General features: G+C 60.6%; 29 protein-coding genes and 1 tRNA gene. 21 read left to right on the top strand and 9 right to left on the bottom strand.

Translation table 11 applies throughout. From position 1 onward, the window contains the following. Positions 1–74: 74 nt before the first annotated feature. Both A37A_RS0111485 and A37A_RS0111480 read right to left on the bottom strand, forming a co-directional pair. Positions 75–1,001 (bottom strand): nucleotidyl transferase AbiEii/AbiGii toxin family protein, encoded by a 927-nt coding sequence (locus tag A37A_RS0111485; protein WP_018291643.1) that lies wholly within the window; start codon positions 999–1,001, stop codon positions 75–77. Then, positions 991–1,617, bottom strand: a complete 627-nt coding sequence (locus tag A37A_RS0111480; RefSeq protein ID WP_018291642.1) for a type IV toxin-antitoxin system AbiEi family antitoxin domain-containing protein — start codon at positions 1,615–1,617, stop codon at positions 991–993. Before A37A_RS0111480 ends, A37A_RS0111485 begins: the two co-directional genes overlap by 11 nt. An 852-nt stretch (positions 1,618–2,469) precedes the next feature. On the opposite strand from A37A_RS0111480, the gene A37A_RS0111470 reads away from it, so the two are divergent. The 5 genes from A37A_RS0111470 (at position 2,470) to A37A_RS0111450 (ending at position 4,776) form a co-directional block, all read left to right on the top strand. After that, positions 2,470–2,703 carry a hypothetical protein gene (locus A37A_RS0111470; RefSeq protein WP_018291639.1) on the top strand — a complete coding sequence of 78 codons (234 nt, stop codon included), beginning with the start codon at positions 2,470–2,472 and terminating at the stop codon, positions 2,701–2,703. Positions 2,704–2,875: 172 nt separating this feature from the next. After that, entirely contained in the window at positions 2,876–3,433 is a 558-nt protein-coding gene (locus tag A37A_RS0111465) for an IS607 family transposase (protein ID WP_018291638.1), read from the top strand. Positions 3,434–3,489: 56 nt separating this feature from the next. Then, entirely contained in the window at positions 3,490–3,612 is a 123-nt protein-coding gene (locus A37A_RS21835; RefSeq protein ID WP_255324914.1) for a hypothetical protein, read from the top strand. A gap of 43 nt (positions 3,613–3,655) precedes the next feature. Further along, on the top strand, positions 3,656–4,477 hold the full coding sequence (locus A37A_RS0111455) for a hypothetical protein (protein WP_018291636.1): 822 nt from the start codon (positions 3,656–3,658) through the stop codon (positions 4,475–4,477). Between the two features lie 11 nt (positions 4,478–4,488). Next, on the top strand, positions 4,489–4,776 hold the full coding sequence (locus tag A37A_RS0111450; RefSeq protein WP_231363908.1) for a DEAD/DEAH box helicase: 288 nt from the start codon (positions 4,489–4,491) through the stop codon (positions 4,774–4,776). A 259-nt stretch (positions 4,777–5,035) separates the two neighbouring features. Here the strand turns inward: A37A_RS0111450 and A37A_RS21485 are convergent, their stop codons facing one another. After that, entirely contained in the window at positions 5,036–5,308 is a 273-nt protein-coding gene (locus tag A37A_RS21485; protein WP_155996657.1) for a hypothetical protein, read from the bottom strand. A 1,126-nt stretch (positions 5,309–6,434) separates the two neighbouring features. Here A37A_RS21485 and A37A_RS0111430 point away from each other — a divergent pair. The 7 genes from A37A_RS0111430 to A37A_RS0111400 all read left to right on the top strand — a co-directional run bounded on the left by A37A_RS0111430 (position 6,435) and on the right by A37A_RS0111400 (position 11,630). Further along, entirely contained in the window at positions 6,435–6,896 is a 462-nt protein-coding gene (locus tag A37A_RS0111430) for a hypothetical protein (protein ID WP_155996656.1), read from the top strand. Between the two features lie 18 nt (positions 6,897–6,914). Next, a complete protein-coding gene (locus A37A_RS0111425) occupies positions 6,915–7,736 on the top strand; it encodes a hypothetical protein (RefSeq protein WP_018291632.1) in 822 nt (273 codons plus the stop codon). A 3-nt stretch (positions 7,737–7,739) separates the two neighbouring features. Then, positions 7,740–8,291: a hypothetical protein gene (locus A37A_RS0111420; RefSeq protein WP_018291631.1), complete on the top strand. Its 552-nt coding sequence runs from the start codon at positions 7,740–7,742 to the stop codon at positions 8,289–8,291. A gap of 816 nt (positions 8,292–9,107) precedes the next feature. Further along, entirely contained in the window at positions 9,108–9,914 is an 807-nt protein-coding gene (locus tag A37A_RS0111415) for a division plane positioning ATPase MipZ (protein ID WP_196799605.1), read from the top strand. 33 nt (positions 9,915–9,947) lie between these two features. Further along, positions 9,948–10,202, top strand: a complete 255-nt coding sequence (locus A37A_RS0111410; protein WP_020494362.1) for a hypothetical protein — start codon at positions 9,948–9,950, stop codon at positions 10,200–10,202. A 37-nt stretch (positions 10,203–10,239) separates the two neighbouring features. Next, on the top strand, positions 10,240–11,007 hold the full coding sequence (locus A37A_RS0111405) for a nucleotidyl transferase AbiEii/AbiGii toxin family protein (protein WP_018291628.1): 768 nt from the start codon (positions 10,240–10,242) through the stop codon (positions 11,005–11,007). After that, the gene (locus tag A37A_RS0111400; protein WP_018291627.1) at positions 11,004–11,630 is read left to right on the top strand and encodes a type IV toxin-antitoxin system AbiEi family antitoxin domain-containing protein; all 627 of its coding nucleotides are present in this window, start codon (positions 11,004–11,006) and stop codon (positions 11,628–11,630) included. The genes A37A_RS0111405 and A37A_RS0111400 overlap by 4 nt, the downstream gene beginning before the upstream one ends. Before the next feature lie 15 nt (positions 11,631–11,645). Here A37A_RS0111400 and A37A_RS0111395 read toward each other — a convergent pair whose 3' ends face one another. Continuing rightward, complete coding sequence (locus A37A_RS0111395; protein WP_020494361.1) at positions 11,646–12,866, bottom strand: Fic family protein; 1,221 nt, start codon at positions 12,864–12,866, stop codon at positions 11,646–11,648. A gap of 219 nt (positions 12,867–13,085) precedes the next feature. Between A37A_RS0111395 and A37A_RS0111390 the strand changes: the two genes are divergently transcribed. Then, positions 13,086–13,625 carry a hypothetical protein gene (locus tag A37A_RS0111390; RefSeq protein WP_155996655.1) on the top strand — a complete coding sequence of 180 codons (540 nt, stop codon included), beginning with the start codon at positions 13,086–13,088 and terminating at the stop codon, positions 13,623–13,625. Between the two features lie 4 nt (positions 13,626–13,629). Here A37A_RS0111390 and A37A_RS0111385 read toward each other — a convergent pair whose 3' ends face one another. After that, on the bottom strand, positions 13,630–13,956 hold the full coding sequence (locus tag A37A_RS0111385) for a hypothetical protein (RefSeq protein ID WP_018291624.1): 327 nt from the start codon (positions 13,954–13,956) through the stop codon (positions 13,630–13,632). Between the two features lie 3 nt (positions 13,957–13,959). Next, complete coding sequence (locus tag A37A_RS18470) at positions 13,960–14,565, bottom strand: Uma2 family endonuclease (protein ID WP_018291623.1); 606 nt, start codon at positions 14,563–14,565, stop codon at positions 13,960–13,962. 161 nt (positions 14,566–14,726) lie between these two features. On the opposite strand from A37A_RS18470, the gene A37A_RS0111375 reads away from it, so the two are divergent. The 6 genes from A37A_RS0111375 (at position 14,727) to A37A_RS0111345 (ending at position 18,039) form a co-directional block, all read left to right on the top strand. After that, on the top strand, positions 14,727–15,029 hold the full coding sequence (locus A37A_RS0111375) for a hypothetical protein (RefSeq protein ID WP_020494360.1): 303 nt from the start codon (positions 14,727–14,729) through the stop codon (positions 15,027–15,029). 4 nt (positions 15,030–15,033) lie between these two features. After that, on the top strand, positions 15,034–15,330 hold the full coding sequence (locus tag A37A_RS0111370; protein WP_018291621.1) for a DUF433 domain-containing protein: 297 nt from the start codon (positions 15,034–15,036) through the stop codon (positions 15,328–15,330). Then, positions 15,323–15,655: a DUF5615 family PIN-like protein gene (locus A37A_RS0111365; protein WP_018291620.1), complete on the top strand. Its 333-nt coding sequence runs from the start codon at positions 15,323–15,325 to the stop codon at positions 15,653–15,655. The genes A37A_RS0111370 and A37A_RS0111365 overlap by 8 nt, the downstream gene beginning before the upstream one ends. A 7-nt stretch (positions 15,656–15,662) precedes the next feature. Then, the gene (locus A37A_RS0111360) at positions 15,663–15,842 is read left to right on the top strand and encodes a hypothetical protein (RefSeq protein ID WP_020494359.1); all 180 of its coding nucleotides are present in this window, start codon (positions 15,663–15,665) and stop codon (positions 15,840–15,842) included. 340 nt (positions 15,843–16,182) lie between these two features. Beyond that, positions 16,183–16,959 (top strand): hypothetical protein, encoded by a 777-nt coding sequence (locus A37A_RS0111350; RefSeq protein WP_018291618.1) that lies wholly within the window; start codon positions 16,183–16,185, stop codon positions 16,957–16,959. A gap of 225 nt (positions 16,960–17,184) precedes the next feature. Continuing rightward, positions 17,185–18,039, top strand: coding sequence for a hypothetical protein (locus A37A_RS0111345; RefSeq protein WP_018291617.1), 855 nt, complete (start codon positions 17,185–17,187; stop codon positions 18,037–18,039). 51 nt (positions 18,040–18,090) lie between these two features. Here the strand turns inward: A37A_RS0111345 and A37A_RS19450 are convergent, their stop codons facing one another. After that, positions 18,091–18,504, bottom strand: a complete 414-nt coding sequence (locus A37A_RS19450) for a hypothetical protein (protein WP_081616308.1) — start codon at positions 18,502–18,504, stop codon at positions 18,091–18,093. Between the two features lie 637 nt (positions 18,505–19,141). On the opposite strand from A37A_RS19450, the gene A37A_RS22180 reads away from it, so the two are divergent. Then, positions 19,142–19,429, top strand: a complete 288-nt coding sequence (locus A37A_RS22180) for a helix-turn-helix domain-containing protein (protein WP_020494356.1) — start codon at positions 19,142–19,144, stop codon at positions 19,427–19,429. Between the two features lie 450 nt (positions 19,430–19,879). On the opposite strand, the gene A37A_RS0111330 is transcribed toward A37A_RS22180, so the two are convergent. Then, positions 19,880–19,952 (bottom strand) — tRNA-Arg (locus A37A_RS0111330). Between the two features lie 164 nt (positions 19,953–20,116). On the opposite strand from A37A_RS0111330, the gene A37A_RS0111320 reads away from it, so the two are divergent. Continuing rightward, positions 20,117–21,454 (top strand): hypothetical protein, encoded by a 1,338-nt coding sequence (locus tag A37A_RS0111320; protein ID WP_020494355.1) that lies wholly within the window; start codon positions 20,117–20,119, stop codon positions 21,452–21,454. Between the two features lie 970 nt (positions 21,455–22,424). On the opposite strand, the gene A37A_RS0111315 is transcribed toward A37A_RS0111320, so the two are convergent. Continuing rightward, positions 22,425–22,778 carry a hypothetical protein gene (locus A37A_RS0111315; protein ID WP_018291611.1) on the bottom strand — a complete coding sequence of 118 codons (354 nt, stop codon included), beginning with the start codon at positions 22,776–22,778 and terminating at the stop codon, positions 22,425–22,427. Positions 22,779–23,623 lie beyond the last annotated feature (845 nt).

The following is a 23,623-nucleotide window of genomic DNA, read 5'->3' as shown; positions in this document are numbered from 1 at the left end:
TCGGACGGTGATGCTCGAAGAAATTGTTCCGGCGCTCCCTGCCGGTTGCACACCGACGCTACGTCGTGACGGCTCTATGCTTTTGCGGCGCACCAGGGCCCGCCTGGATTCCAGATCGCGTCGAGCGTCTCTGCGCGTCGTGCAGCTGCCGCGAGAGGCATCAAGAAGTCGCGGGCGGCGGTCACTACGGTGCCGAATGAGGCAGGCTGTTCGCTGAGCCGTCCGCGCGCGACGAAGGCGCGCCACTGCGTCTGTTTTTCCGGAGACCCGGCGAAGGCATCGCTCAGGCCCGAGGGCACGTCGACTGGCATAGGCGTGCCACGACGCTCGAATGTCGCCAGTAACGCGCGCGTCAACGTCGCCCCCTCGAAGCCGAACTCTCTGGAAATTACCCAGAGATCGTAGAAATCCTTCATGCGGCTGTTGTCGGCTCCAAGCGCGACGATCGCTTCGAACTTCTCCGCTACGACCGTCTCCTTGGGATAGACTCGCAGTCTCGGGGCAGGCGCGTCGAGGAGGACTGGATAGTCGATCTCGGCTGGCGGCGGCACCACGACGTCGCCGAATCCGACATCGATCTGCACGGGAAGGCGGGCATTGCCAATATGGGCTTCGCTGCGGATGCGGACGCCATCGTACTCGGCGGCATTCCGGATGGCCGCAGCCTGCAGCTTGCCGACATCGAAGACGACGCCGTCTTCCGGTCGCTCAATGCTCATGACTGCCCGGAACACCCGTGCGAGCTCATCCGGCCGAGGGTCGCCTGAGCCAAGTAGGTCAAGGTCTCGCGTCGGCCGGAACGTATCGGCGAACCAAAGCGGAAAGAGCAGAGCACCCTTCAGGATGAACCGCTCTCGATAGGGGGAGAGCGACAGGCGGTAGAGCAGGCGTTCCAGCACGTAGCGCGAGAGGATTACCAGGAAGTCCGCACCGCTCGCCGTTGCGACGTTGCGCAACCGGGCCAGGATCGAGGCGGAAACGTTGTGGACCTTATGCGGCATCGCTCACCACTGCCTCGAGATAGGGACGGATGACTGTCCAGGCCCGGCAGTCCTTGGCATACCGAACGATTTCGTCCGGCCGCGCGCGGCGTTGCCGGACAGCCTCCCGCAGCCCTTCGAGCGCCACATCGAGACCGATCTTCCTGCGGTAGCGGAAGCAGTCCACGACCGTTTTCGCGGGTTCGTAGATGCGGACGCTGGCACCCTCGATGACGTGCGTCTCAATCCCCATGGTCAGGGTCTTCCCGCCGAACCGCACAAAGCGGATCTGTGGGGAAGTCACTTTTGGCTTGCGCGTGGTACGGTCGATGGCCATCCAGACGAAGGGCGGCAGCTGTACGGTGAGACGGTGGAACTGCAGCGCCGAGATCAGACAGATGATGCCCTTAGGTACGAGCTTGGCGGCTTCGGCCAGGGAGTGCTCGGCCTCGAAGCCGGCATCGGGAAGCTGATAGAGCCCACGGGCAAGGCGGACGACCTCGCCGCGGCGGACGAGGCGTGAGACTGTCTCCTCGTCGACGCCGGCACCGATCAGTTCACGGAGCCGTGCCATGCCGCGCTCGGCGAGCAGGGCCAGGGCCCGATCCCTCTGAGTCTGGTCTGTTGCGGTGTTCATGTGTGATATTTCGGCTGCCTCTAAAGCTAAGTGCATCTCTTTTATCACAATTCGGCGCCGACCTCCAGTCTCTCCGCAATGCCTCGCTTTTCAATGCGATTGGGGCTCTCTCATCGCGGAAGAGCGGACTCGTTTACGAGGACGCAACCGCAAAGCACGAGGTCGACCCGAAGCATCAGCCGCACTCCGACCCTCAGGCTAGCATCCAGATCAGCGGGCAGGGCGGGGCAAAGTCCACGCATAAGGGGGGCGTTCTTGGTCTGGGATCAATCGTGGCTATCCAAGTTTGACGAGCTCGCCATGCGCGGCGGATGAGGATTCGGCCCAAGCGGGCCGGAACGTCCCGAAGGATGTTCGTTTCCAGATGCATGGGAAGATGGAGCGGATGAAGCTCTGGGCGGCCCCCCTACGAAACTGAAACGTCTCTTCGAGTGCCGCCGTAAGCCCAACTGGGATTAGGATGGTCCGCAGCCAATCACGGGGAGCACAGACAAGGCGGCCAAGTTGCTCGGGGATCTGCCGCTGAACTGGGTTTTTCCCGCTATAAAGCCGACCGGACGGCTCTGTGGCGACGATGTGTCATATAATGGATCGCGGGACGCACAAGGTGGGCTGCATCGTCTATGATTCGTGGACAGTTGTCGGCGATGCCGATCGCCTAATGCGTGAATGAGAGGGAGTGGGCACTGTAACAGGCGTAGCGGCATTGGCGGCGCATCGGCCGCTGGGACGCGTAGCCCGAAGCCGACCCTTCTTCGGTCAGCCGCCCGGGACGGCTGCATCGCGCCGGCAGAAGGGAAGAAGGTGGAGGCATGAACCGCGGATCCGAAGATCGACGCAGAAGCCTCTGTGATGAGGGAAAATACGATCGAGCGGGTTGCAAACCGGAAGCGGGCGAGGGCGGCGGCGGTGCGGACTTTCCGTTCCCTTGGCCTGGACGGCCCGACTCTCGAACATGCGATGCGGGCGTTCCTGGCCGAAAAGCCGCTGGAACGGCTAGCGGATAGTCCGGACGACCGGATCCTGGAGGAGGCGATTCGATTCCTTGAGGCGATGCCGGCGTTTTCGCCCGATATCGCCGGCTGATCGAAATGCGGGGAATCCTTCCCCATGCCTGCCGGCGACTGGCAGCAGCGGCAACGACACCGTTCGGGTGACAGCGGGCTTCCCGCGGGCACGGAGAACGCTCGGGTGAGGAGGGTTGCCAACAGCTAAATTATATATGGACAATAAGGATCTTTCATGGTAATTCATACTCGTGAAGTTGAGTGTCTGGGCCAAGCGGCAGGGCATTTGCTACAAGACGGCTTGGCGGATGTGGAAGCAGGGGCGTTTGCCGGTTCCGGCCGAGCAGTTGCCGACCGGAACCGTGATCGTGCATGCGGAGGCGGCGCAGCCTAACGGCGTCGCCCTATACGCGCACGTGTCCAGCGCCGATCAAAAAGCGGATCTGGACAGGCAATTGGCTCGCTTGACTGAGTTCGCTCTGAGCAAACGGTTGCCGATCGTCAAGGCCATCAAGGAGGTCGGCTCCGGCATGAACGGTCATCGGAGAGGCCTGATTGGGCTGCTGCGGGATCCGAAGGTCGGCGTGATTCTGGTCGAGCATCGCGACCGGCTGATGCGCTTCGGCTTCGAATTCCTTGAGGCGGCTTTGGCCGCGCAGAGCCGGTCGATTCTTGTCGTGGAGCTCAATGAGAGGACAGACGATATCATGCCCGATCTGCACGAGGTCATCGTTTCCCTGTGTGCCACGCTTTACGGGAAGCGATCCGCCGAAAACCGCGCCAAGAAGGCCCTTGAGGCGCTCGCATGAGCAAGCCCCCTGTTTTTTTAAAGTGGAAGCGGAAGCAAGCAAGCAGAGGTGGTTCCATGGTAACCGAAGAGCGCAACGGCGTGAATGGCATTAGGCGAATTGCGCGGGAAGACGGCCTTCGAGGAAGAGTTGGCCGGGAAGGGGAGGTGACGCATGAGCGGGCTCAACTCCACGAATAGGACTAGTCTCATTAAGCCTGCCGGCCGACGCAAACGCAAGGAGATGCTGGCGATCCGGGACAGGTTGCGGGAAATCCTCGCGGAAGAGAACCCAATGACGGTGCGCCAAGTGTTTTACCAAGCCGTGAGCCGGGGCATTGTCACCAAGACGGAGAACGAATACAAGCAGACCGTCTGCAGGCTATTGGGGATCATGCGGCGGAAGCGAGAGATTCCCTTCCGCTGGATCGCCGACAATACCCGGTGGATGCGCAAGCCCCGTAGCTATTCCTCACTCACGGAGGCGCTGGAGCTTACTAAGAGAACTTACCGGCGAGCGTTGTGGGACAACCAGACGGTTTACGTCGAAGTCTGGCTAGAGAAGGATGCGCTGGCCGGTGTCCTTTACGAGGTGACTTCGCTCTACGACGTGCCCCTTATGGTCACGCGGGGCTACCCCAGCCTGAGCTATCTTTACGAGTCCGCCGAAGACCTGATGGCGAGCAGAAAGCCGGCATACATCTACTACCTAGGCGATTTCGACCCCTCGGGCGTGCATATCCCTGAGGTGGTGGAACGGGATCTGCGCGAATACGCGCCGGAGGTTGAGATCGTCTTCGAGCGTCTAGCGGTCGCGCCCGAGCAAATTGTTGCCTGGAACCTTCCGACGCGCCCTACCAAACGGACGGATACGCGGGCGAAAAACTTTGGCGACCAGAGCGTGGAGGTAGACGCCATCCCGCCGCACCAGTTACGCCAGTTGGTCCGAGAGGCCATCGAGCGGCACATCGACCAGCATGCGCTGCAAGAGCTCAAGCTAAGCGAGGCCGCAGAAAGGGAAACCCTTCAGCGCTTGGTGGCCCGCTTCTCGGAGGCGCAGGAATGAAACAAGCCAGGATGAGCGAGCTTCCTGCAACGTCCAGCGGCCTGCGTCCCTACCAAGCCCAATGCCTGGAAGCCATCCGCAACGGCTGGAAGGATGCCCGCTCTCTCCTTGTTTCTGCGCCTACTGGATCGGGCAAGACCGTGATCTTCGCTTATGTCGCCGCTGAGGACGTGGAGGCCGGCCGGAAGGTCTTGGTCTTGGCGCATCGGGAGGAATTACAAGCCCAGGCCCAGAATTGGCTCAAGCGATTTTGCGGCTGTCCTCCGCGCTCGAGAAGGCCGAAGCCGTGGCATCCCTGAAAAGCTCCCCGGGATCGGAGCTCTGCAGATCGGCAGCGATGAGTCGGTTCCCTCGCGCTATCCTCCTATAAGATCTTCGCAGTCTCATAGGCCCCCAGAAAGGGACTGGGGAGCAACTGGACAAGCGGACGGCTCCGTCATTGCCGATCCGCGGCCCATGGCCGTCCCGGCGATCCGTCGCGCCATCTCGAGCATGTCCGCTCTTGCTTCAATAGCTTTGTGAGTCGCTATCGGTAGAAGGCGATCTATTGACCCCGGGTCAGTGGGCGGAGCGGTATTCCGGAATGCGAAAGCTTCGGATTGAAAGAAGACGGGGGTAGAGGCTGGCCGGCATTCGGTTCCGTACTCCCGGCATCTGGTTCGGATGTTGCCGGCTGCCTGTGCCTGCCTGCCGATCCGCGATCACCGATCGCCGGGGCATCAGATGTGTGCTGGCCGCCCGATAGTCCGTGAGTGTTTCGGCTCGCCCATCAGGACGTTCTCGCAGCCGGTGTGATCCGGGCGCAGGATTGATGCAGCCGCACGTCGTCATTCGACGCGCGCCCAAGAGGTTGGATCCATGCTTTCGTTGGGAGGGCCTCTGGTTTTCATGAGATTGCTGCGCATCGTCATTTGATGCGAGCCCAGGAGGTTGCGCCCGTCAGTCACACGGACTCTTGGTGCTGCCGCACGTCGTCATTCGACGTGCGCCCAGGAGGTTGGAGTCGCGCCCTTCGGAGCCGCATCTTGGTTGCGTTCCTATCAGGACATTGCTCGATCGCTTGTCGTAGGCGTCGGGATATTGCCGCGCATCGTCATTCGATGCGCGTTTAGGACGTTGGACGCACAGGGTCGATCGGAGGGGGAGGTTACCGCGCGCCGTCATTCGGCGCGCGGACATCGAGTTGCCTCCGCCTATCGCCAGATCAGAGGGATATTGCCCCGCATCGTCATTTGATGCGAGCCCAGAAGGTTGCGCCCGTTCCTCCGACCTTGGGTCGCTGCGCCGTTATGCGGGCCTACTTGTGGACTCCCGTCGCATCCTGCTGGCAGCCGCGTGTCTTCGTGCTGCAGGCCCTTGTTGCGGGTTGCCTCATCCCTGGGCGTTGGCGCCCGTTCGGCGGCTGGTCCCGTAGCCCGTTTCCTCCGATTCGGTCGTTCTCGCCCTTCCGTCCCGCAGCCTGCGTCTCCCGGCGCGCCGCGTCCTGCTCCCTCGCGCCCGCTACGCTTCTTTCGGGCCGTCTCGTTCCGTCGCGTTGCGCGCGTCCGTCCGGCCCATCCCCACGCATCCTTCGCTTCGCCCCGGCGCGTTTTCGCCCTTTTCGGGCACCATGCGCGCTACTCTTCCCGGGGAGCGGGCGGCGCGCCATCCTTCCTGTTCCGCCCGCCCCCCCTTTAGGTTTTTCGCAGAGCTTGGAGGTGAGCCACTTACAAAAAGAAGTGTACACAAGAAAAAACGGCCGGCGGCGGGTCGTTCGGCGGATCAGCGCAAAAGAGAAGATAGACAGGAACCAGAGAGGGAAAAAGCGGCCAACGGAGAGAAAAACGGCCTTGGGAAAGGGAACGGAGAGCAAAAAGGAGGAACAATAGAGATGTGGGAACGGAATGAGAGAGAAACTTCCAAAAAAGAGAGAGAAACGAGCCGAACAGGGTCCGGCAGGTACTCCAAAACCGCGATCGTGACCCCGGCCGTGATCGTTTTGCGGCAGGCGGGCTGGAAATGGCGGGAGATACGCCAGTGGCTGGCGCAGCGTCCTCAGGCGGCGATCCACATTTCGATTCAGCAGTTGTGGAAGATCAGGATACCTGGAGAGCCCTTTAGGCCGAGTCCATCGGACTCCCGATTGGTCCTCGACGCCAGGGCCGCAGCCGCATCGAAATCGGTGCGCGCATCGTCCATCGACCGACACTGGACATGGGTGTCCCAGATGATCGAGCGAGGCGTCAGCATCAAGGAGATACATGCCGCCTTCCGGACCCGCTGGAAGCCGGAAGACGGTCCGCGAATCCCTGGCTACGAACGGATCCGTGGCTGGATTCGCGCGAAGAGGGAGGCGCAGCCAGATGCAGTGGCGAACGCCTCCGAGGGATCAGCGCATAGGAAGCATAGGTTCAATGATCCGATGGATCTGTACCGGTAACGAACACAGGGAGGACAAATGAGACGCATCGTGACGCCCTACTGCTCAAGGGGCAATATCGGCAAATCGACCGAGGCCGCCCTGCGGGGCGCCTGGATGGATAACCTAGGCATTCGGTGGAAGGGATTCGACCTTTCGCCGGATCGGCGAACGCTCGCTTCCGCGTCGAGTGTCGTGGAGGCCGTCCGCATCCGGCTCGACGAAGAGCCGCAAGGGGAACTGTTGCGGGTGCTCGCACGGATCCTGCGCGACCAGGATGCGGCCGTCTTCGCGCTCGACCCGATGGTGAACATGGCCCCGCTTCTCGAGGAGACCTTGCTGAGCAAGGCGTTTCTCGAGGAAGCGGCGGAGGCTGGGATGAGGATCACGCTGTTGCTCTTTCCCATGGACGACCAGGAGATCATGGCGGAAATCGACGGTGCGGTGCAGCGTTTGGGAGAAGCCGTCGACTACGCAGTCGTCCGGAACCGGCACTCGGCTTCGAAACACCAGATGCTCGAAGGATCTGAGCTCGAGCGCGATCTGGAACGGCTGCGAGCCCCAACGATCCTCCTCGGAAAGCTCCTCACCGACACCAAGAACATCATGGCTGCGGTTGCCGAGGAGTGGCGCGAGAACGGAGGAAACGGCGTGTTCTCCTACGCGGACGCCATCGCTTCTTCCCAGATGCCGCGACTCCACAAGTACATCCTAAATGAATGGATGAGGAAGGTATGGAGGCAGTACCAGGAGCGGTCCGACGTCTTCCTTCCGGAGGCCGTCCAGCCGGATCCGGGAGAAATCGCACGCCAGGAGCCTGCGGCGAGACGGAGATCGTTCAATCTTTCGAGCATGAGGTAAGCCATGAACAACGGAAAACCGGAAGAGTCCAGAATTCCGGAGTTTGAGGACATATCGCCCGCTCAATTTTGGCAGGAGGCGATCAACCTTATGCCAGAAAAATACAGGAAACTCGCGCAAAAGACCTACGAGAAGCTCGACTCGGAGGACGCACGCGACACGATAGGCGAGTGGCTCGTGCTGATGCACGCGCATGCCGCCTGGGTCAACAGGCGCCTCCAAGAATCCGACCTACACGCCGAGGAAATCGCGATCGCCGCGGCCAAGAGGTTGCCCAAGGAGGCGCTCGATACGCTGGCGGCGGTGAAGGCGGGTAAGCTTTCGGAGCAGATGGAGCGTGCGACCGAGAATGCCGGCAAGTCGGCGAAGCAGATTTTCACCTACTGCCGGATCGCCGAGGACGCCTTGCGCAAGAACAAGGAACTCCTCGAGAATGCGCTTGCCGATGCAAGCCGTCTCTGGCGCTGGTGCTTGCTTCTGGCCGGGCTCGTAATCGGTATGCTCCCATCAGCTGTAGAAACCCTGGTTGTGGCCATTCAGCATTTCCGCCAATGAAACTACGATGAACTGCTGTATGCGCCATCTCGCTTCCCGTTCCGTCGGTTGCGCTGTTTCGGCCACAAGTGGAGGCGGAGGCGAGTCGTCTTCGTTTAAGCGGTGGAAGATTACCACGAGGAGCAGAGCTAACGGGGTGCGATAGCCCCGACGATCCGTTCCCCATGAGCGGACCAATCTCGCCCGAGGAGGGATGGAGCCGGGAGCGGCAACCGAGAAAAGAGAGTAGAAATATGATGCGCAAAGGAAAACGGAGACCAGCGTAGGAGCGGGGTGGCGAAAAGGGGAACTGAAGGGGAGTGCAAATTCGATAATTGCTCCCCAAACGCCGTCGTGCGGGCAGCGGTGATCATCCTGCGGCAGGCCGGCTGGAGGTGGAGACATCCAGCGGTGGCTGGAACAACGTCCTCGTTTCCCGATTGCAATTTCACTCAAACAACCCTGGAGAATCAAAGTGTCAAGCGAGCCCTTTACGGGCGCTGCGTCTGACGATTCGTTGGCGGAGGAAGCCAGGGGTGCTGCCAGGTTGCAGTCCCCTCGAAGGCTATAGGAGCGCTGGAAGGCAGATAGCGGCGGGAATTGCCCCAGCTATCGGCAGCTACCGCGCTACATCTAGAGGAAAAGGAGAAAGAAAATCTCCTCTGCTGGGCAACAGCAAGGGCCACGGCAAAAGCCATGGGCACCCGATTTCGCGCAGTCCATCCCATCAGCGCATATCGAAGCAAGGTCGAGCATTCCGCCGGAAAAGAAGCGGTATCACATCCCGAGGCCTGGAGAGGCGGGATGGCTCGGCTACTGAAAGCAAGGAGGAAAGAAGTGACGGAGATCACACACAGAGTCCTGGTGCCGCTCGTCCGAAAAGGCGGAGTCGGCAAGTCGACGACGATGTCGACCATCGCCGACTGGTTGACGACCAACGGAGTGGATTGGAGCGGTTACGATCTGGACGACGAGCAACGGACGTTCATGACATACAATGCGGATCGGGTGCGGATCCTGCCTGCGGACGAGCGCCGGCAGACGCAGCTGATGTGGATCTTGGGAGAGGCGGAGAAGCACGCCGTAACTCTGGTCGACCCAAAGGCGCACCAATACGAGGAGCTGCTCGACGTGTTGCGGCTCATGGCCAAGGCAGAGGAAAGGGTGCTGGCGGACGGTGTTCGCATTACTGTCTTGCTCTTCCCGGCGGATGAGGAGCAGAGGCTAAGCGACATCCAGGGAACGGTGGCTGCCCTGATGGATACGGTCGACTACCTGGTAGTCGACAACACGCAGGTCCATCGGGAAAAGCTGGTGTTTTTCGAGCAGGCCGCGCTGCTCGAAAACCTGATGTCGCTGGCAGCCCGGCACATCAAGCTCCCAAGCCTATGGGAGACGACAAAAAAGTGCATGGCCATCGCCAGCGAAGATATCGGGAGGCCTCTGGGTTTCCTCGAAGCCAGCCGGACGAAGCAGATGGAAACGTTTCACCGCCTCTTCCTGGCACGGTGGCTCCAGATGCTCTTCGCCGAATACAAGCAGGCGCAAACGGTCTTGCTGCCAGATGGACTGAAAATTGCAGAATTGGAGGACCATCAACCGACTCAACGGCAAGAACGGAAATTCCGGTTCGCCCGGCAGTAACCGGATGGCGGGTCAGGACGACGCCGAAAGTTTTTGGAGTCGCTCGCCCGATCGATCGGACGGAGCCTGCCGCAGACTCCGGCTATGGGGCTCGTGCCGGAGGCAGCTAATGGGTACTCGGCGAGGAAGGCGAGCCTGAGCACGGCTGGAGGCCAGCCGAAGGCGACGGGGAAGAAATCATCCTGCGGCAGCTCGAGGAAGGACGATTTCAACGAGAAACGTCTGTCGAAGAAAGAGATCGAGGAGCTCAAGAAACAGCGGGCGAAGAAGAACGGTCTCTGGTGGTGAATAGGCTGAGCGACATCTCTTTGCAAGAATCGAACGTGTGTTGCAGATCATCGTTGTGAAAGACGATGAGTTGCATTCGATCGAAGCCTTTCACCTTGAGTTTCTCTATCATCTGACAAAGCGGCTTTCCTCCGGCCGTTACGTAGTGAAGGGCGGCTGTAACCTTCGCTTCTTTTTTGCCAGCGCGCGGTTTTCGGAGGACATCGAAATTGATGCGGATACTTCGATCCGGAAAGAGGCCCTGGAGGCAAAGGTACGGAAGATTCTTTCGTCGCCTTCCTTCGTGCTGGCGCTGGCTGCCCGCCGACTGCGTATTCTTTCGATATCCGGGCCCGAGGAGGACGGGGCGTCACTGAAATGGAAGATCGCGCTGCGAAAGGGACGGTCCGTTCTCCGCACCGGGATCGAGTTTCTTAAGACGGGGAGCGAGCCAGGAGCCGTCGCCGAGACGGTGGCTCCGTACATTGTCGTGGCGCACAACATTCCTCCTCTGGTTCTACCCCATTACGCCGTCGATACGGCGATCGAACAGAAGATGCGGGCGCTGGCCGGAAGGAGTCTGCCCCAGGCCAGGGACGTGTTCGATCTCGCCTTCCTTCTGATAAAACGGGGAAGGCCGCTAGAGTTGGCCTCGGAATTAGCGACGGCGGCCAAGCGAAACTTGTCCTCGATCCGCTATTCGGATTTTACGGAGAATGTGCTGCCGTTTCTGGACTCGAGCATCCGGTGCGGATTTTCTTCCGAGTCGGCATGGGAACGGATGCGGAAGCAGGTGGAGGAGGGATTGTCGACAGAGGGACGATGACTGCGATTCAGGTGTACGCCAAGTTGTCCTCCCTGCGTTGGCCGCTTTTCTCGACGCGGGATGCGGCGGCGCTCTGCGGGATGACGGTCAAGGCTGCAAGCAAGGCGTTGTCCCGTCTCGCCGCGGAGGGTCTTCTTCGGAGAATGACCCGTGGCTTCTGGGTGATTCCGGACCGGCTAAACGAGATGAGCTTGGCCGAGCCGTTGATCGGCATGCCTTCCTATGTGTCTCTTCTGTCGGCTCTTTCGTTTCACGGGATGATTTCCCAGGTGCCTCAAGACGTCTATTCGATAACGGTCGGGAGAAGCCGCAAGATCGATACCCAAGAAGTAGTTTACGCGTTCCATCACTGCGAGCCCGACTGCTTCTTAGGCTTCGATCTTCCCACTGAAAACCCCTGGCTCAAGATCGCGACGCCGGAGAAGGCGCTCTCGGACGTGTTCTACCTGCGACGCTTTACTGGCAGGTTGGAATTCTCCGCCTTGCCCGAAGTAGAACTGCCGAAGGGGTTCTCCTGGGAGCGTCTGCGTTCCTGGGCGAACCGAAAGGGACTTCACGCCTACGTCGAGGGATTCGAAAGGCAGCAAGCGGCCCGCGAGGAGTGCCTCGGCCATTGCTTTTAGCCAAGTGAAACGGCATCACCGACCGATCGAGCGATCGTCCGTTTCTCCGGCCGGGTAGAGATTGGGGAAAAGTGTTCCTACTGAGTTGACAGGAAAAACCAACCCGATTGGGCCTTTTGGGGTTTTGCTGTGCAGGAAGCCAGCAGTCTCCAAATGGCGGATCACGGTTTGCGCGGTTCTCGGTGAGACGCCAAGTATCCTGCTAGCTTCACCCCGGCGTATTTCCCCGCGCAAGAGAACGTCGCGCAGGAGGATGGAGCTGCGTTTAGGCAGCTCCCGCGTCTCCTCCCGCAGGCGAGCATAAGCGAAGAGGCGTGCTTCCAATCGTTCCGAGTCGATCAATGAGGCCATGAATGCTGTCTGGTCTGTAGCAGTATCCAGCATGAAGCGGCAGAATTCGGACAGCCGCTGTTCTGAAAGCGCGCCTCGGCCGTCCGTATCGTGGAGTCTGGGCGAATCGGCGGCGGCGAGAACCGCCTTGTATTGGGCATTGCGTCTGGCCAAACCCCGGCAAAGAGTCCACATCCCCACGCCTTCCAGGCCGGATTTCAGGAGCCACGCCTCGGTAAAAAGGCGGATCACGCGACCGTTGCCGTCTCCGAATGGATGGATCCAGGCCAAGCGATGGTGAGCGGCCGCCATCGCGACGAACGATCTTGGAGACCTGTCTACCATGGAGCCGAACCGTTCGTGGAATACGGCCAGAAAGTCCGCAAGTTCTTCGTGCCTTGGAGGGATATGCGTACCGATCCTTACATTGAAGTCACGTAATCTTCCTTCCGGGACCGGATGAAGCCTTCCGCGCATATCGCTTACCTTTCGCAGCGTTTCCGGAAGACGCGCATAGAACTCCCCATGGATCCAGCAAAGGAATTCGGGCGAGCAGACGTCCTGGGACGGCATGGAAAGCAGCTTTTGCTCCATGAGCTTCTGGGTTTCCAGATGAGCCAGATGCATGAGCTGCATGTCCCTGCGTTCCGAAACATCCGAAAAGTGTCCCTCGAGAGCGGCTTGCACATCTGCCGGGAAGGTGCGGTAGCCTTCGATCAGATTGGAGTAGTAGCCGTTCATGGCGCGCACAATCTCCACGATTTCCCGCGCGACCGGCCGACGCAGCGGCGCGGCAAGCTTCGCGCTTCCTGCAATCAGGCGTGCAGCGGCAGCGCGAAGCGATCCATCCCGGTCCTCGGGAAGTAATGGTTCGATGGCATGAACGACAGAGTAAAGTTTGCGCATGTTGTTGCCGATTGAATATTGCACACAAACTGCACGAGAGCAAATAGATAACAATCAGTGCTGTGGATAGGAATAGGAAACGTTGCCGATCTTGCTCTGAAGATGGCGGCACGCTTGCCGCAAGCCCAGCAGCTGACCAAAATCCCCTTGACAGCAAGTGTCAGGAATAGGCGCAATATTTTCAAAAAAAGGACCGCTATGCGACTCCTGCTTCTGCCGATGATCCTGGCTGTTGGCATGCCGACCTGCTCGTACTTCGGAGGAGGTGGCCAGCCGCGGGAACCCGTCCAGCAGGCTGGTCAGGCCACGCAGGCTGCTGCGGCAGTGCCTAGTGGATCCGCGTCCAATGGCATGTTTGGATTTCTCCCGGGAGGCTGTCCGGCGATTACGGAAGCGACCAGGGTGGAGGTCAACAACTGGATCTACACGGCGATAAGGGAGGAGGGGATGTTTTCACCGCCTATGCCAGCGGGATCAAGCGGATTGGCACCGTTTTTGACATTGACATCGCTGACGGTAACTCCTAGCCGCACTCTGCATTGCGGCGTCTACGCGCAATGGACGACATCATATCGCTATCATACGATAACGCGCACGATTTCAGGATCGGCCGACTTGCCCGTGGACAGCGGCGGCCACATTGATCCCAGCGCAATGGCATCCCTTAAGACATGGACCAAGATGGTGGACACGAATTACTGGGGTCCGGATTTGTATGCTTTCTCGCTAGAAACCCAAAAGCGTCTGGAAGCCCAATAGCGCCTTACTGGCCTCTACGTCTGGGCAAGTTGCGGAAGAAATCGCCAGCTTGCTGAAACATCCCTCCGGTCATCTGGCCGAGTCCGCTGCCGACCGCGCCGCCGATTCGGTCGATGCTGTCCCGATGCGCGCCGATCCATGCCGAGGCGGCTTCCGCAAATGCTTTTAGCCATGAAAAGGCGATCTGAACGGCAGTGACAGTAACTGTCGTTGCAATGCCGAAGGGCTTTGCCTGATGGCAACTCCGCCCTTGACGAAAAGGAAGACGCTTCTCGCCTACGCCGAGAAATTTGAAAGAAACGAAGCGGCCGACGAGGAGTGCCTCGGCCAAGACTTAGCGCGATAAGTCCTGGCTTTCCCTCCGGATCGCCAGGGCCTGCCGGATCTTCGGCATTTCCAGAGCGAATCCGGGCAGCAGCGGAGTCGTGAGCGTATCGCCGAAGCTGTAGACCGCAACCGGCTCCTCCGCGTTTTCCGCGAACTGGAAGATCCGAACCGTTTCCTGGTGTCGATCGAAGATCCAGTATTCCCGTACGCCGGCCTCGCGGTAGATCTCCACCTTGTCCACGAGGTCGATCCGGCTGGTCGAAGGAGAGGGGATTTCGACCACCAAGGCCGGGATTACGTCCTTCTGGACGTTCGCCTCGACATTCGCACGTGCCAGCTGGTCGTTCGGGATGTAGCAGAGATCCGGGACTACGCCTTCGCGGTCGGCGTCCGTGATTCCAGGGAAGCAGAAGGCGATGTTGTTCATCATGATGCCAGACGGGTGGTCATCGAGATAATCATCGATTCTGCGCCAGACCTCATAGACCATCCGGCTGTTGCCGAAGCTTTCCTCCGTCATGACGAGATTCCCGTGGATGAGCTCCCAATGCTCGCCTTCGGGAGTAGCAAGCCAATCCTTGACCGTGTACGGGCCTAGAGTCGTCGTGGGCATGGGGAGTTCTCCTTACCTCTCTTTCGAGAATACGCGCGCCTACGGGATGCGGCAAGGCCGGCCTCGTTCCGCACGCGTCGTCTGGAAACGGAAGTGGGTCGTCGTCCGGCCGGGTTGTTTTCACGCCCCAGCCAGATTACAGTTCGGACGTGAGCGCTCCCATGCACTCCGCCGACAGCATCCCGGCCGCTCTCCGCGAGGATCCGGAGTGGGAGAGAGGTGTTGAACGCCTTCCTGGCCGATTCCGACGGGACGGAGGAGATCAGAAGCAGGCTCTTGAGATCCGGTTGCCGGTTGAAGCGGAAGACCGAAAGCGGCTGCGATGGCAGCACCCGACCCCGCGAGTGCGGGAACGTTGTAACGCAAGCGAGAGCCTCGGAGAGCCGGATCTCTATTCCCGAGGACCCCGGGCCCTCGCCATGCAGGATCAGGCGGATTGGGCAGGCGAGAAGTTTCCGTGCTAACAAGATGAGTACCGTTTTAGGGCATATCGAGATCACCCCGGGAGTGGCGGGAGGCAAGCCCCGGATCGCCGGACACCGGATCACGGTTCAGAATGTGGTCATCTGGCACGAACGGCTGGGACTGACCGCCGACGAGATCGCCACCGAGTATGGTCTGTCCCTGGCCGACGTGTACGCAGCGCTTACCTACTACTACGACCACCGCGACGAGATCGATCAGTCGATCCGAGCGGATGAAGCATTCGCCGCCGAGATGCGCAACCGCACTCAGTCGATCCTAAAAGCGAAGCTCGGTGGCTGAGTCGATCAAGTTCTACCTCGATGAGCACGTGCCGCGAGCGGTAGCGGAAGGGCTGCGTCGACGCGGAGCGGAGACTCTCCGAACCCAGGAAGCCGGAATGCTGGGAGCCAAGGACGAGCAACACCTAGTCTTCGCGCTGAGCGAGGGACGAGTCTTTGTGACACAGGATGCGGACTTTCTGCGCTTGCATGCTGCCGGCCAGCCGCACGCCGGAATCGTCTACGTTCCACACGGGACGCCCATTGGTACGATGATCCGGGGACCGATGCTCATCCAACTCGTACTGAATGCTGAGGACATGAGGAACCGCGTGGAGTTCCTATGAGCGTCCCGTGACGCCTGACCAGGGAATTGCTGTCAAGCGGCAGGGCAAGGGAGTCTTTCTGGCTGTCGGAATCTCTTACGTGATCGGCAAGGACGACGTGAAAGGGGCGAGCGGTCGATCGGCGATTCTGACGAGGGCCATGGGCGAAATCCAAGGCAGAGGCGCATTCCCGTCTTGCCCGTTGTGATCAGAGGACACCATTGGCCAGGATGCAAGGGAAGCGGCCAGAGAACGCCAGGTCTGGACCGTGCTCGGAGAAGCGCGGGAAACCGCTCCGGGAGCCGATCGAGCCGTCGAGGCGTTGAACCGCGGTCTGCTTCTGCTCCCCATTTCCCTCAGGCCGGTTGCTGGGACCGAACGGGAAGGGTACGGTAGCCCAGATGGGCGATGAGTGGGACGAGAATAGGGTCGAGGAAACGTCGCAGTGGTGTTTCGCGTCGCGAATCGAATGCAGAGGCCTGTCGCTATTTCTTCCGTGGAGAGGGGGGAGCCGTTGGCACACCCTTGACCGGCATCAGTTGCGAAAAATGCTCCGGTCGACCGGAGACTCGCTCGCGCTTTCCGAACAAGACGAGAAGCTGCTGGTCTGGACGGACGCTCTGGCGGTCGCGAAAGAGAAGGAGACTGGGGAAACGAGCTGCATCGCGATGATGGTCCGCGAGAATATCCGCGCGGAGAACGTGCAGTGGGCGGCCAGGCGGCGTGATCTCTTCCGGCTGGTGCTAGAAGCCGCCGTCCGCTTGGGCGATGCTCCGGTATTGCGCTGGATCGACCGGCCGCCCAAGGAAAGCCTCGCTCTCATCGTCGGACGGCGGATCGATGAGAGAGCAAGGAAGGAAGCCGAGCGAAACCATGTCTTGGTGGATCTCGTCCATTTGGATCACGATCAAGACCTGCCGCCGCTGCTGCGGACCATCCTTCGGGCGCGGCTGCTTCTGGCGTATGCCGATCTCGGTCCCGAGGCGGCGAGGCGGTTGGAGGGACGAATCGACCAGGCGCTGCAGGAGATCCGGGAAATTTGCCGGGATGAACGCTTTGTGCTCAACTGCGTTCCCCACATGGCCTTCGAGGAGTATCCGGCCGCGGTTGCTGAGGCCGCGGCAGAAGCCGAAAGGACCAGTGTGCGGATGGCCTCCGGAGACGTGCCCGAACTCTGCCCGTGGAGCGCCGGGGAGATCCTCGGCTGCCGGGAACGGGTGCCAAAGGGCGAACTGGAATCAAGGCGGGGCCGGATGCGCGAGCAAGGTCTCTCTTGGCTGGAGCTGGGCGGGAAGGACGATGCATTGCGGCGATTCGCTTGGTAGGAAGATTGCCGAAGGGGGGGTATCTTATCCGCACGAGCATGGAGACTGCGTTGCGCATGGCCAACGAGGCCTTTCGTGGACGATATAGAGCTGCTTTTTGGCGCTTCCCGGACAGCTTTGTGGCCACGGAGAAAAACCTACCGGTGTTTCTCCGTGTGCTGCGAGAATGGGGAGGGCGCGATACATGGTTTTTAGCTGCAAAAATTGAAAGGGAGGCTGGACTGGATGCTAATCGCCGAATTTCCGAAGGAAATATTCGCTCTGCTCAAGGCGCATAGGAGCCCGGAAAGTTATGCCGCCGAGCCGGCGGTCCTTCCGCGATCGGAGGGTGCCGCGGGATCCGCGGACGATAGCAATCTCCTCCAGCGCGGAGAGGCGGCCGTCGAGGATGCGTTCCGCCGAGATTGCGCCGTTCTCGATGCGGTCGGATACGATCTCGAGGTCGTCTTCGATCAGCCGTCGCTCAAGCGGGTCAAGGTCCGAAAAGGAGCCGACAGCATCGGGATAGAATGGGTGCTGGACTCGGCGATTCGCTACTTTCCGTTCCAGGAAGATGAGGAGCTCGGTTGGACGCTCTCGATGCCGGATCTGGCGGTCAATAAGGCGCTCACCACGGCGTACCAGGGACAGCCGGGGGACGTGGTCGAGATGATCTTCTTCCACAAGACCTTCCTCCCTCTCGCCGCGATCGTGTGGGCCGCGAACGGGAAAGATCCGAGATGGACGCCGGACCGGCTGCTGGACGGGATGAGAAGGCACTCCCGGTTAAGCGTGCCTGAGTTGGCTCCCTACTTTCCGGATGGAAATGTGGACCATCCCGAGATCAAGATGGAGTTTCTCGCCATCCTGTACAAGGCCGAAGAGTTGGTCCACCAGCTTCCTCCGGAGGATCTCGGGTGCTTCTATCTCGAGCCGGGATCGCGCAGGCCGGCGATGCCCGACTTGTCGCGGATCGGCGACTACATCCGGGTTCAGCCTGCCGTCGGCGGCGTCTGGCCGGCCATAAGCTTCGATCTCCTGCTCCGCAGGCAACCCGCCGCGGTCGTGCGCTCATTCCTTTCCGAATACCGGTCGTTCTAGCAACGGGCGGAGCCGGGCTCGGTCGGGCCTGCCCTCACGGCTCTTGACCGGCTAATTCCGCGAATTGGACTTGAACGAGGAGCGCGTCCCGGACGGCTGCCCGGCGAATTGCTTTAGGAAATCATCGAGGGTCTCCCATTCCTTTCGTCCTTCCTCCTTGGGGATCTTATCCGCCTCCTTCGCCTTCCGGCCGGCGATCCGGCGCCAGGTCCAGGCCGCCTCGTCGCGCAGCTCCAGCGCAAGCTCGTGGGCCTTTTGAACGGCCCAGATCACCGTGTGCGCGAGGTAGACGATCGCGGCGAATCCGGCCAGGAGCACGACCGCCAGCTCGGCGACATGGACCAGGTCGACGAGGACGTTCGTGAAGGATACGGGATCGCGGAAGCCGTCGACGACCGAGCGCAGCAGCCCGATATACGTGTCCACGATCCAGGAAACCAAGTGCTCGATCCAATATTGCTTCATTACGTTTAAACTACTTCGCAGTATGCGCCGATCGTCCGGAACCCGAGACGGAAGAGGCTCCCGGCGTACGGGCTTCGCCTCTTCAGGAACGGGTGCCGCGCCCTCGGGCGGCAGGGAGATGCGAAGAGCGTCCCGGTCGGCCGGATGCGCCAAGGAGGAGCGCGGAGGGAAGGCGCCGGTCGCGGCGGCCCCCCTGCGTCTGCTGCCTTGGAGGCCGCGGTCGGAAGAGATGTCTCGATGCCCAAGCCCTCTCCGCCGGACAAGTATTGGCCGCCGGTCGCGAAGGGCATCCAAGGCTCCGAGAACATCCGGGAGATCCACCGGCTCATAACAGAAGCCGAGAAGAGAAACGCAAGCGACATCCCGACCTACCGGCGGGTGCGTCGGTGCGTACACAAAAAGCGGGCCTGTGGTTTTCGATGTCGCGGAACCCTCAAACGGTGCCCGGCCGATCGACCCGACAACAAGGAGACCACAGGCGCTTCCGGAAAAACTTCCCTTCCGGGAATAGCGCTGCTTCAAAAAGGTCCGAGCACTTCCCGGCAATGGAAGCAGCTTGCCCCGGTTTACGGCCTTGAGCGGCTTAGTCATCCGGAACTGGACCGGCACGAGAAGGGCCATCAGCGCATAAAGCGGTATGAAGGACTGGATCACCGTCGAGGAAGTAGCTGACCTGCTAGGAATCAGTCAGAGAATGGCGCTCAAGCTCTGGCGCGAGAAACGGCTCCCCGGCGGAGTCAAGCTGGGGAAGCGCACCATCAGATTCAAGCGCTCGATCGTGGAGCAACATCTGGAGGAGCTGGCTCTCCCCACGGCAACGAGAAGGCCGAAACGCCGTATTCGTTCTTCCCATGGCCCTGAGTTCTCGGGAAGAACAGAGACGGGAAAATGCTATGAGTGTGGAGATCCATTCCAGCGACGATAGGAACGCAGGGGATTTTCAAGAGCTGAAAAACGAGCGGCACGGGAGCGATTGACGAGGTGGAGGGAGCTCAACCCCGCCGTCCCGGGCCGAAGCCGCCGGCGCCGGCGTCACGGCCCGCTGGCAGTGGACAAGGCACCCTCTCGCCAAGGCGACCGCACCGCCGGGGCTCGGCGTGGAAGTAAGCATCTCGCCCACCGTAGATCCGAAATAGTGTACGCGCGTATAGGAATATCCCTCGAAGGCTGGTGGAATGGGCAGCTGGGGAGGACAGTGTTGGGGCTGAGCCGCTGTCCTCTCCCGCCAATCGTCTCGCCATTTTCTCGCCACTTTTGGGGAGCACGTATGGGTATTTTTGGGTCTCTTTGTGTTATACAGGTGCGCCTACGACAAAATCGGCTTATGATTACTATTCCAGAGGAAATAGCTTTCAGAAGTCGATTTTAATCTGGTCGCACCCGGCAGGATTTGAACCTGCGACCAACGGATTAGAAATCCGCTGCTCTATCCCCTGAGCTACGGGTGCTGGGCGGCGAGCCGTTCTTACGGCCCTGCGCTAAAGAAGAGAAGGGATTTTTCCGCTCTTGGCAAGAAAGGCCATGCATTCTTTGTTCAGGATCGGCAAAAAGGCATCGGGCCGGAGCGGGTGCCGAGGTATGCTGCCGCCGGCAACCAATCGGATGGAGCAGCATGGGGATTTCTAAGAAGGACTTGTTTCGATGGCTCCAGATTTTCGGCCTGGGTGTAGTGGTCATTCTCCTCGTCAGCCTGGCGGCGGGAGCCTTTTGGCTCAACTCCTTCGTGCGGGGGCAGCGCATGGCCGACTACGCCGCCAAGCTTGTGGAGCGGGAAACGGGTTGCCAGGGGATCTTTGAGCCGTTCTCCTTTGCCGGGTTCGGATTCGCTACGAAGGGCTATCAGGGGGAGGGCGGCGCGTCTTCCCACTTTGCCTCCATTCAGGCGAAGGGCATCCGGATCGAGATCGAACCCTTCGCGCTCTTACGCGGCTCGCTCGAGATGAGGCGGATTCTGATCCAGAAACTCACGGTGGCGTTGCAGAAGCCTTCCGGAGGGGAAGAGCTCTTGGCGGAACGCGTACCGCTGCCTCGGCTCGCGGAGGAGCGGGGTCACTTCCTGGGACGATTGCGGATCACGTCCTTGAGCTTCGAATGGCCGCCGAACCTCGCCGGAGGAGGTTCGGCCAAGGGAATGGATTTGCGCGGCGAAGGGACCGAAGAAGGCTGGGGGCTGCGGGTGCGAAGAGGGAGCATCCGCGTGGCGGAACTGCCGGAGCTCATCCTTTCGGAGGCTCACGGGCTCTTGGAAGGAAGAACCCTTCGTATCGAGGAGGCGGAATTTCATCCGAAGAATGCTCCCGAGGCGCTATTGGCGGGCACGGGAAAGTTCGCCCTTTCCTCGTCGGAAACGACGGATCTTTCCTGGCAGGTCCAGGCACTGCCGACGGGAACGGTTCTCCCCAGCCCGTGGAGGGATCGGGTGACCGGGAAGATCCGCGGGTTCGGAAAGGTGCTGGCGGGGGTGGGTCATCCGGATGAGACCGAGGGAGACCTCTTTCTCGACCAGGGCTCGCTTCATGGGATCCCCTTCCTGCTCGCTCTCGATTCCCTTTTGAAGGTGCGGGACCTGCAGGACCTGCCCTTGAGCCGGGCACAATGCCATGTCGAGGGAAAGGGGGGGTGGATGCGCATTTCCGCAATCGACATTCAATCGGGAGACACGATGGCGATGAACGGCTGGGCGGAGATCGAGGGGAAGCAGGTTTCCGGCGTGCTCAACGTCGGTCTGCGATCGGCCCTTGCGCAACGCATCCCCCACCTGAACGTCGGGCTGTTCCAGTTGGGGGCGGGAGGATATTTCTGGACCACGGTTAGGCTCTCGGGGACCACCGACAACGTGAAGGAGGACCTCACCCCTCGGCTCGATTGGGCAATCAAGAAGAGCGTACCCATGCAGATCGAGCGTAAAGGACAACGACTCCTCCGGCGCGTGGTGCCGACGATGCCCTAGCCTGCATGTTTCGTGCGCCGTGAAAAGGGTGCATCGCCCAGTGGGGAGGGAGTGATCTCCACCCGGCAACTATTGCTCCAGCTGGAAGCACCCGGAGCGGCTACTGGTGGTAACGCCGGTGGTCGAAGCCTCTGGGGAAAAAGGCCCGGGAAGCGGGTCAGCGAGCAAGCAGGCCCTAAGGCAAGTGAACGCTGAACAAAGCCTCGAAACCGGCAATGCGGACGCCGAGCTCGTGAGAGAGAAGCGAAGCCCGTTGTCTCCCTGGGAAGGAGAGCAATACGTGCACTGGGGAGAGCCGCCGGGGTATTGGGCGAGGGCATGCGTGCAAAGGACGATGCATCAACACGGGAGGCCCATCTGGCCGGGAGTTCGGGTTAGCCCCGAGCGGACCGACCGCTGCCCTGCGAGGGGCCGAAGCGGGGCCGGGTGGGAGTCGGATAGGCCCGAGGTACCGGAGAACTCGGAGAAAGTTCGAGGGAGGGAAGGGGCCTTAGTTCAAGGGAAACGTACGAAGGAGAGAGAGCACGGAGATTGGCGGCACGCCTACAACCTCCCTTGCGGGTTCAGAGGCTCCAGAGGACGTTGCAGGAGAAAGCGAAGGCAAGTTCGACCTCATCCCCCTCGGGAGATGTACGCGGAGCTTACCGTGGGCATAATCCTGCGCCAACCTTGTCCGGAAGCCGAATGCGGGAAATCCGCCTGTTCGGTTTGATGAGCGGGGAGTGGAAACGGCCGATAGGGAGAGATACTCAGGCACTGTCATACCGAAAGGGGCAGCTCCCGCTATGGCTCTCCTACGTCGCACCGCGCCACTCCTCGACTCCACAAAGCGCTTTCCTGCGGCTTGCGCAAATGGGTCCGGCTGCTTAGTTGGGACTTGGGTTTTTGGCCTTCCTCGCAGTATGTCGTCACACAACTCCGGGGGAAAACCTGCGCCCCGCATCGGCTACGAACTTTGTGAGACAGGCTGCTAGCGGTAGCACCAAGCCCAGATCCCTTCGCCGTAGATCTGCGCATGGGCACGCTTTTCGCTGGGGCTGAAGAGGAGCAATCCCTTGGCACCATGCTCGACACCCTTCGCGACCAGCTTATCCAGACATTCGTCCAACTCGTCCTCGTCGATAAAGACAGCGCCAAAGATATGGTAGTGGGAAGGAGCGCCCGCCAAGTAGACGGGAACCCCGTTGACCTGCTTGCGAATGACCTCGCTTGTCCGGGCCAGGATAGGAGGCCGCTGGACCGCCACCCAGCGCGCGCCCGCCATCGCGGGGGAGACGAGCAAAAACAAGAGTATCAGGAGGATGGTTCCTGTTGATGGCTTCATGGGCATCTCCAGCGTCGAGCGAGAGGCTAGGAGAAGTCGCACCGATTGTCCAGGTCTTCTCTTTGCTCGGCAAGAATTAGCCTGCCTCTCTCGTGCGCCGTGAAAAGGGTGCATCGCCCAGTGGAGAGGGAGTGATCTCCACCCGGCAACTATTGCTCCAGCCGGAAGCACTCGGAGCGGCTACTGGTGGTAACGCCAGCGGTCGAAGCCTCTGGGGGAAAAGGCCCGGGAAGCGGGTCAGCGAGCAAGCAGGCCCTAAGGCAAGTGAACGCTGAACAAAGCCTCGAAACGGGCAATGCGGACGTCGAGCTCGTGAGAGAGAAGCGAAGGCCGTTGTCTCCCTGGGAAGGAGAGCAATACGTGCACTGGGGAGAGCCGCCGGGGTATTGGGCGAGGGCATGCGGGCAAAGGACGATGCATCAACACGGGAGGCCCATCTGGCCGGGAGCTCGGGTTGGCCCCGAACGGACCGACCGCTCCCCTGCGAGGGGCCGAAGCGGGACCAGGTGGGAGTCGGATAGGTCCATACTGTGCGCTGGGCAGCGCATGAATCAGGAGGGTTTAAGTCCCTCCGGCGCTCGAATGAGGAGCGTTGTATCCAAAAGCGGGGGTATTGCCTCGCTGGTCACCGGCGTAAGGCGTTGGAGGACAGTGTGTCCGGAGCGATCCGGAATCCGAAGGGTTTGAGGAGAAGTATTGGGCTGTAATCAATGAGGGCAACCTCGAGGATGAACAGGTCGGCCAAAGATGGGGCAAGGTCGAGCCCGTAGTATGGGGGCGAAGGCGTTACTCATTCACCCATCGTACCAAGGTGTTTGCTGGCGGCACGATACGGAAGATTCATG

The sequence above is a fragment of the Verrucomicrobium sp. 3C genome, from assembly GCF_000379365.1.
Classification (GTDB): domain Bacteria; phylum Verrucomicrobiota; class Verrucomicrobiia; order Methylacidiphilales; family Methylacidiphilaceae; genus Methylacidimicrobium.
Note: the sequence above shows the minus strand (reverse complement) of the source record. Positions and strands in the feature narration are given on the sequence as shown.

Bases quoted from the DNA above. Each gene is read 5' to 3' on its own strand.
- A37A_RS0111485 (WP_018291643.1), bottom strand. From the start codon at position 1,001: ATGCCGCATAAGGTCCACAACGTTTCCGCCTCGATCCTGGCCCGGTTG.
- A37A_RS0111480 (WP_018291642.1), bottom strand. From the start codon at position 1,617: ATGAACACCGCAACAGACCAGACTCAGAGGGATCGGGCCCTGGCCCTG.
- A37A_RS0111470 (WP_018291639.1), top strand. From the start codon at position 2,470: ATGAGGGAAAATACGATCGAGCGGGTTGCAAACCGGAAGCGGGCGAGG.
- A37A_RS21835 (WP_255324914.1), top strand. From the start codon at position 3,490: ATGGTAACCGAAGAGCGCAACGGCGTGAATGGCATTAGGCGAATTGCG.
- A37A_RS0111455 (WP_018291636.1), top strand. From the start codon at position 3,656: ATGCTGGCGATCCGGGACAGGTTGCGGGAAATCCTCGCGGAAGAGAAC.
- A37A_RS0111450 (WP_231363908.1), top strand. From the start codon at position 4,489: ATGAGCGAGCTTCCTGCAACGTCCAGCGGCCTGCGTCCCTACCAAGCC.
- A37A_RS21485 (WP_155996657.1), bottom strand. From the start codon at position 5,308: ATGACGACGTGCGGCTGCATCAATCCTGCGCCCGGATCACACCGGCTG.
- A37A_RS0111425 (WP_018291632.1), top strand. From the start codon at position 6,915: ATGAGACGCATCGTGACGCCCTACTGCTCAAGGGGCAATATCGGCAAA.
- A37A_RS0111420 (WP_018291631.1), top strand. From the start codon at position 7,740: ATGAACAACGGAAAACCGGAAGAGTCCAGAATTCCGGAGTTTGAGGAC.
- A37A_RS0111400 (WP_018291627.1), top strand. From the start codon at position 11,004: ATGACTGCGATTCAGGTGTACGCCAAGTTGTCCTCCCTGCGTTGGCCG.
- A37A_RS0111395 (WP_020494361.1), bottom strand. From the start codon at position 12,866: ATGCGCAAACTTTACTCTGTCGTTCATGCCATCGAACCATTACTTCCC.
- A37A_RS0111390 (WP_155996655.1), top strand. From the start codon at position 13,086: ATGATCCTGGCTGTTGGCATGCCGACCTGCTCGTACTTCGGAGGAGGT.
- A37A_RS18470 (WP_018291623.1), bottom strand. From the start codon at position 14,565: ATGCCCACGACGACTCTAGGCCCGTACACGGTCAAGGATTGGCTTGCT.
- A37A_RS0111375 (WP_020494360.1), top strand. From the start codon at position 14,727: ATGCACTCCGCCGACAGCATCCCGGCCGCTCTCCGCGAGGATCCGGAG.
- A37A_RS0111370 (WP_018291621.1), top strand. From the start codon at position 15,034: ATGAGTACCGTTTTAGGGCATATCGAGATCACCCCGGGAGTGGCGGGA.
- A37A_RS0111350 (WP_018291618.1), top strand. From the start codon at position 16,183: ATGCTCCGGTCGACCGGAGACTCGCTCGCGCTTTCCGAACAAGACGAG.
- A37A_RS0111345 (WP_018291617.1), top strand. From the start codon at position 17,185: ATGCTAATCGCCGAATTTCCGAAGGAAATATTCGCTCTGCTCAAGGCG.
- A37A_RS19450 (WP_081616308.1), bottom strand. From the start codon at position 18,504: ATGAAGCAATATTGGATCGAGCACTTGGTTTCCTGGATCGTGGACACG.
- A37A_RS22180 (WP_020494356.1), top strand. From the start codon at position 19,142: ATGAAGGACTGGATCACCGTCGAGGAAGTAGCTGACCTGCTAGGAATC.
- A37A_RS0111320 (WP_020494355.1), top strand. From the start codon at position 20,117: ATGGGGATTTCTAAGAAGGACTTGTTTCGATGGCTCCAGATTTTCGGC.
- A37A_RS0111315 (WP_018291611.1), bottom strand. From the start codon at position 22,778: ATGAAGCCATCAACAGGAACCATCCTCCTGATACTCTTGTTTTTGCTC.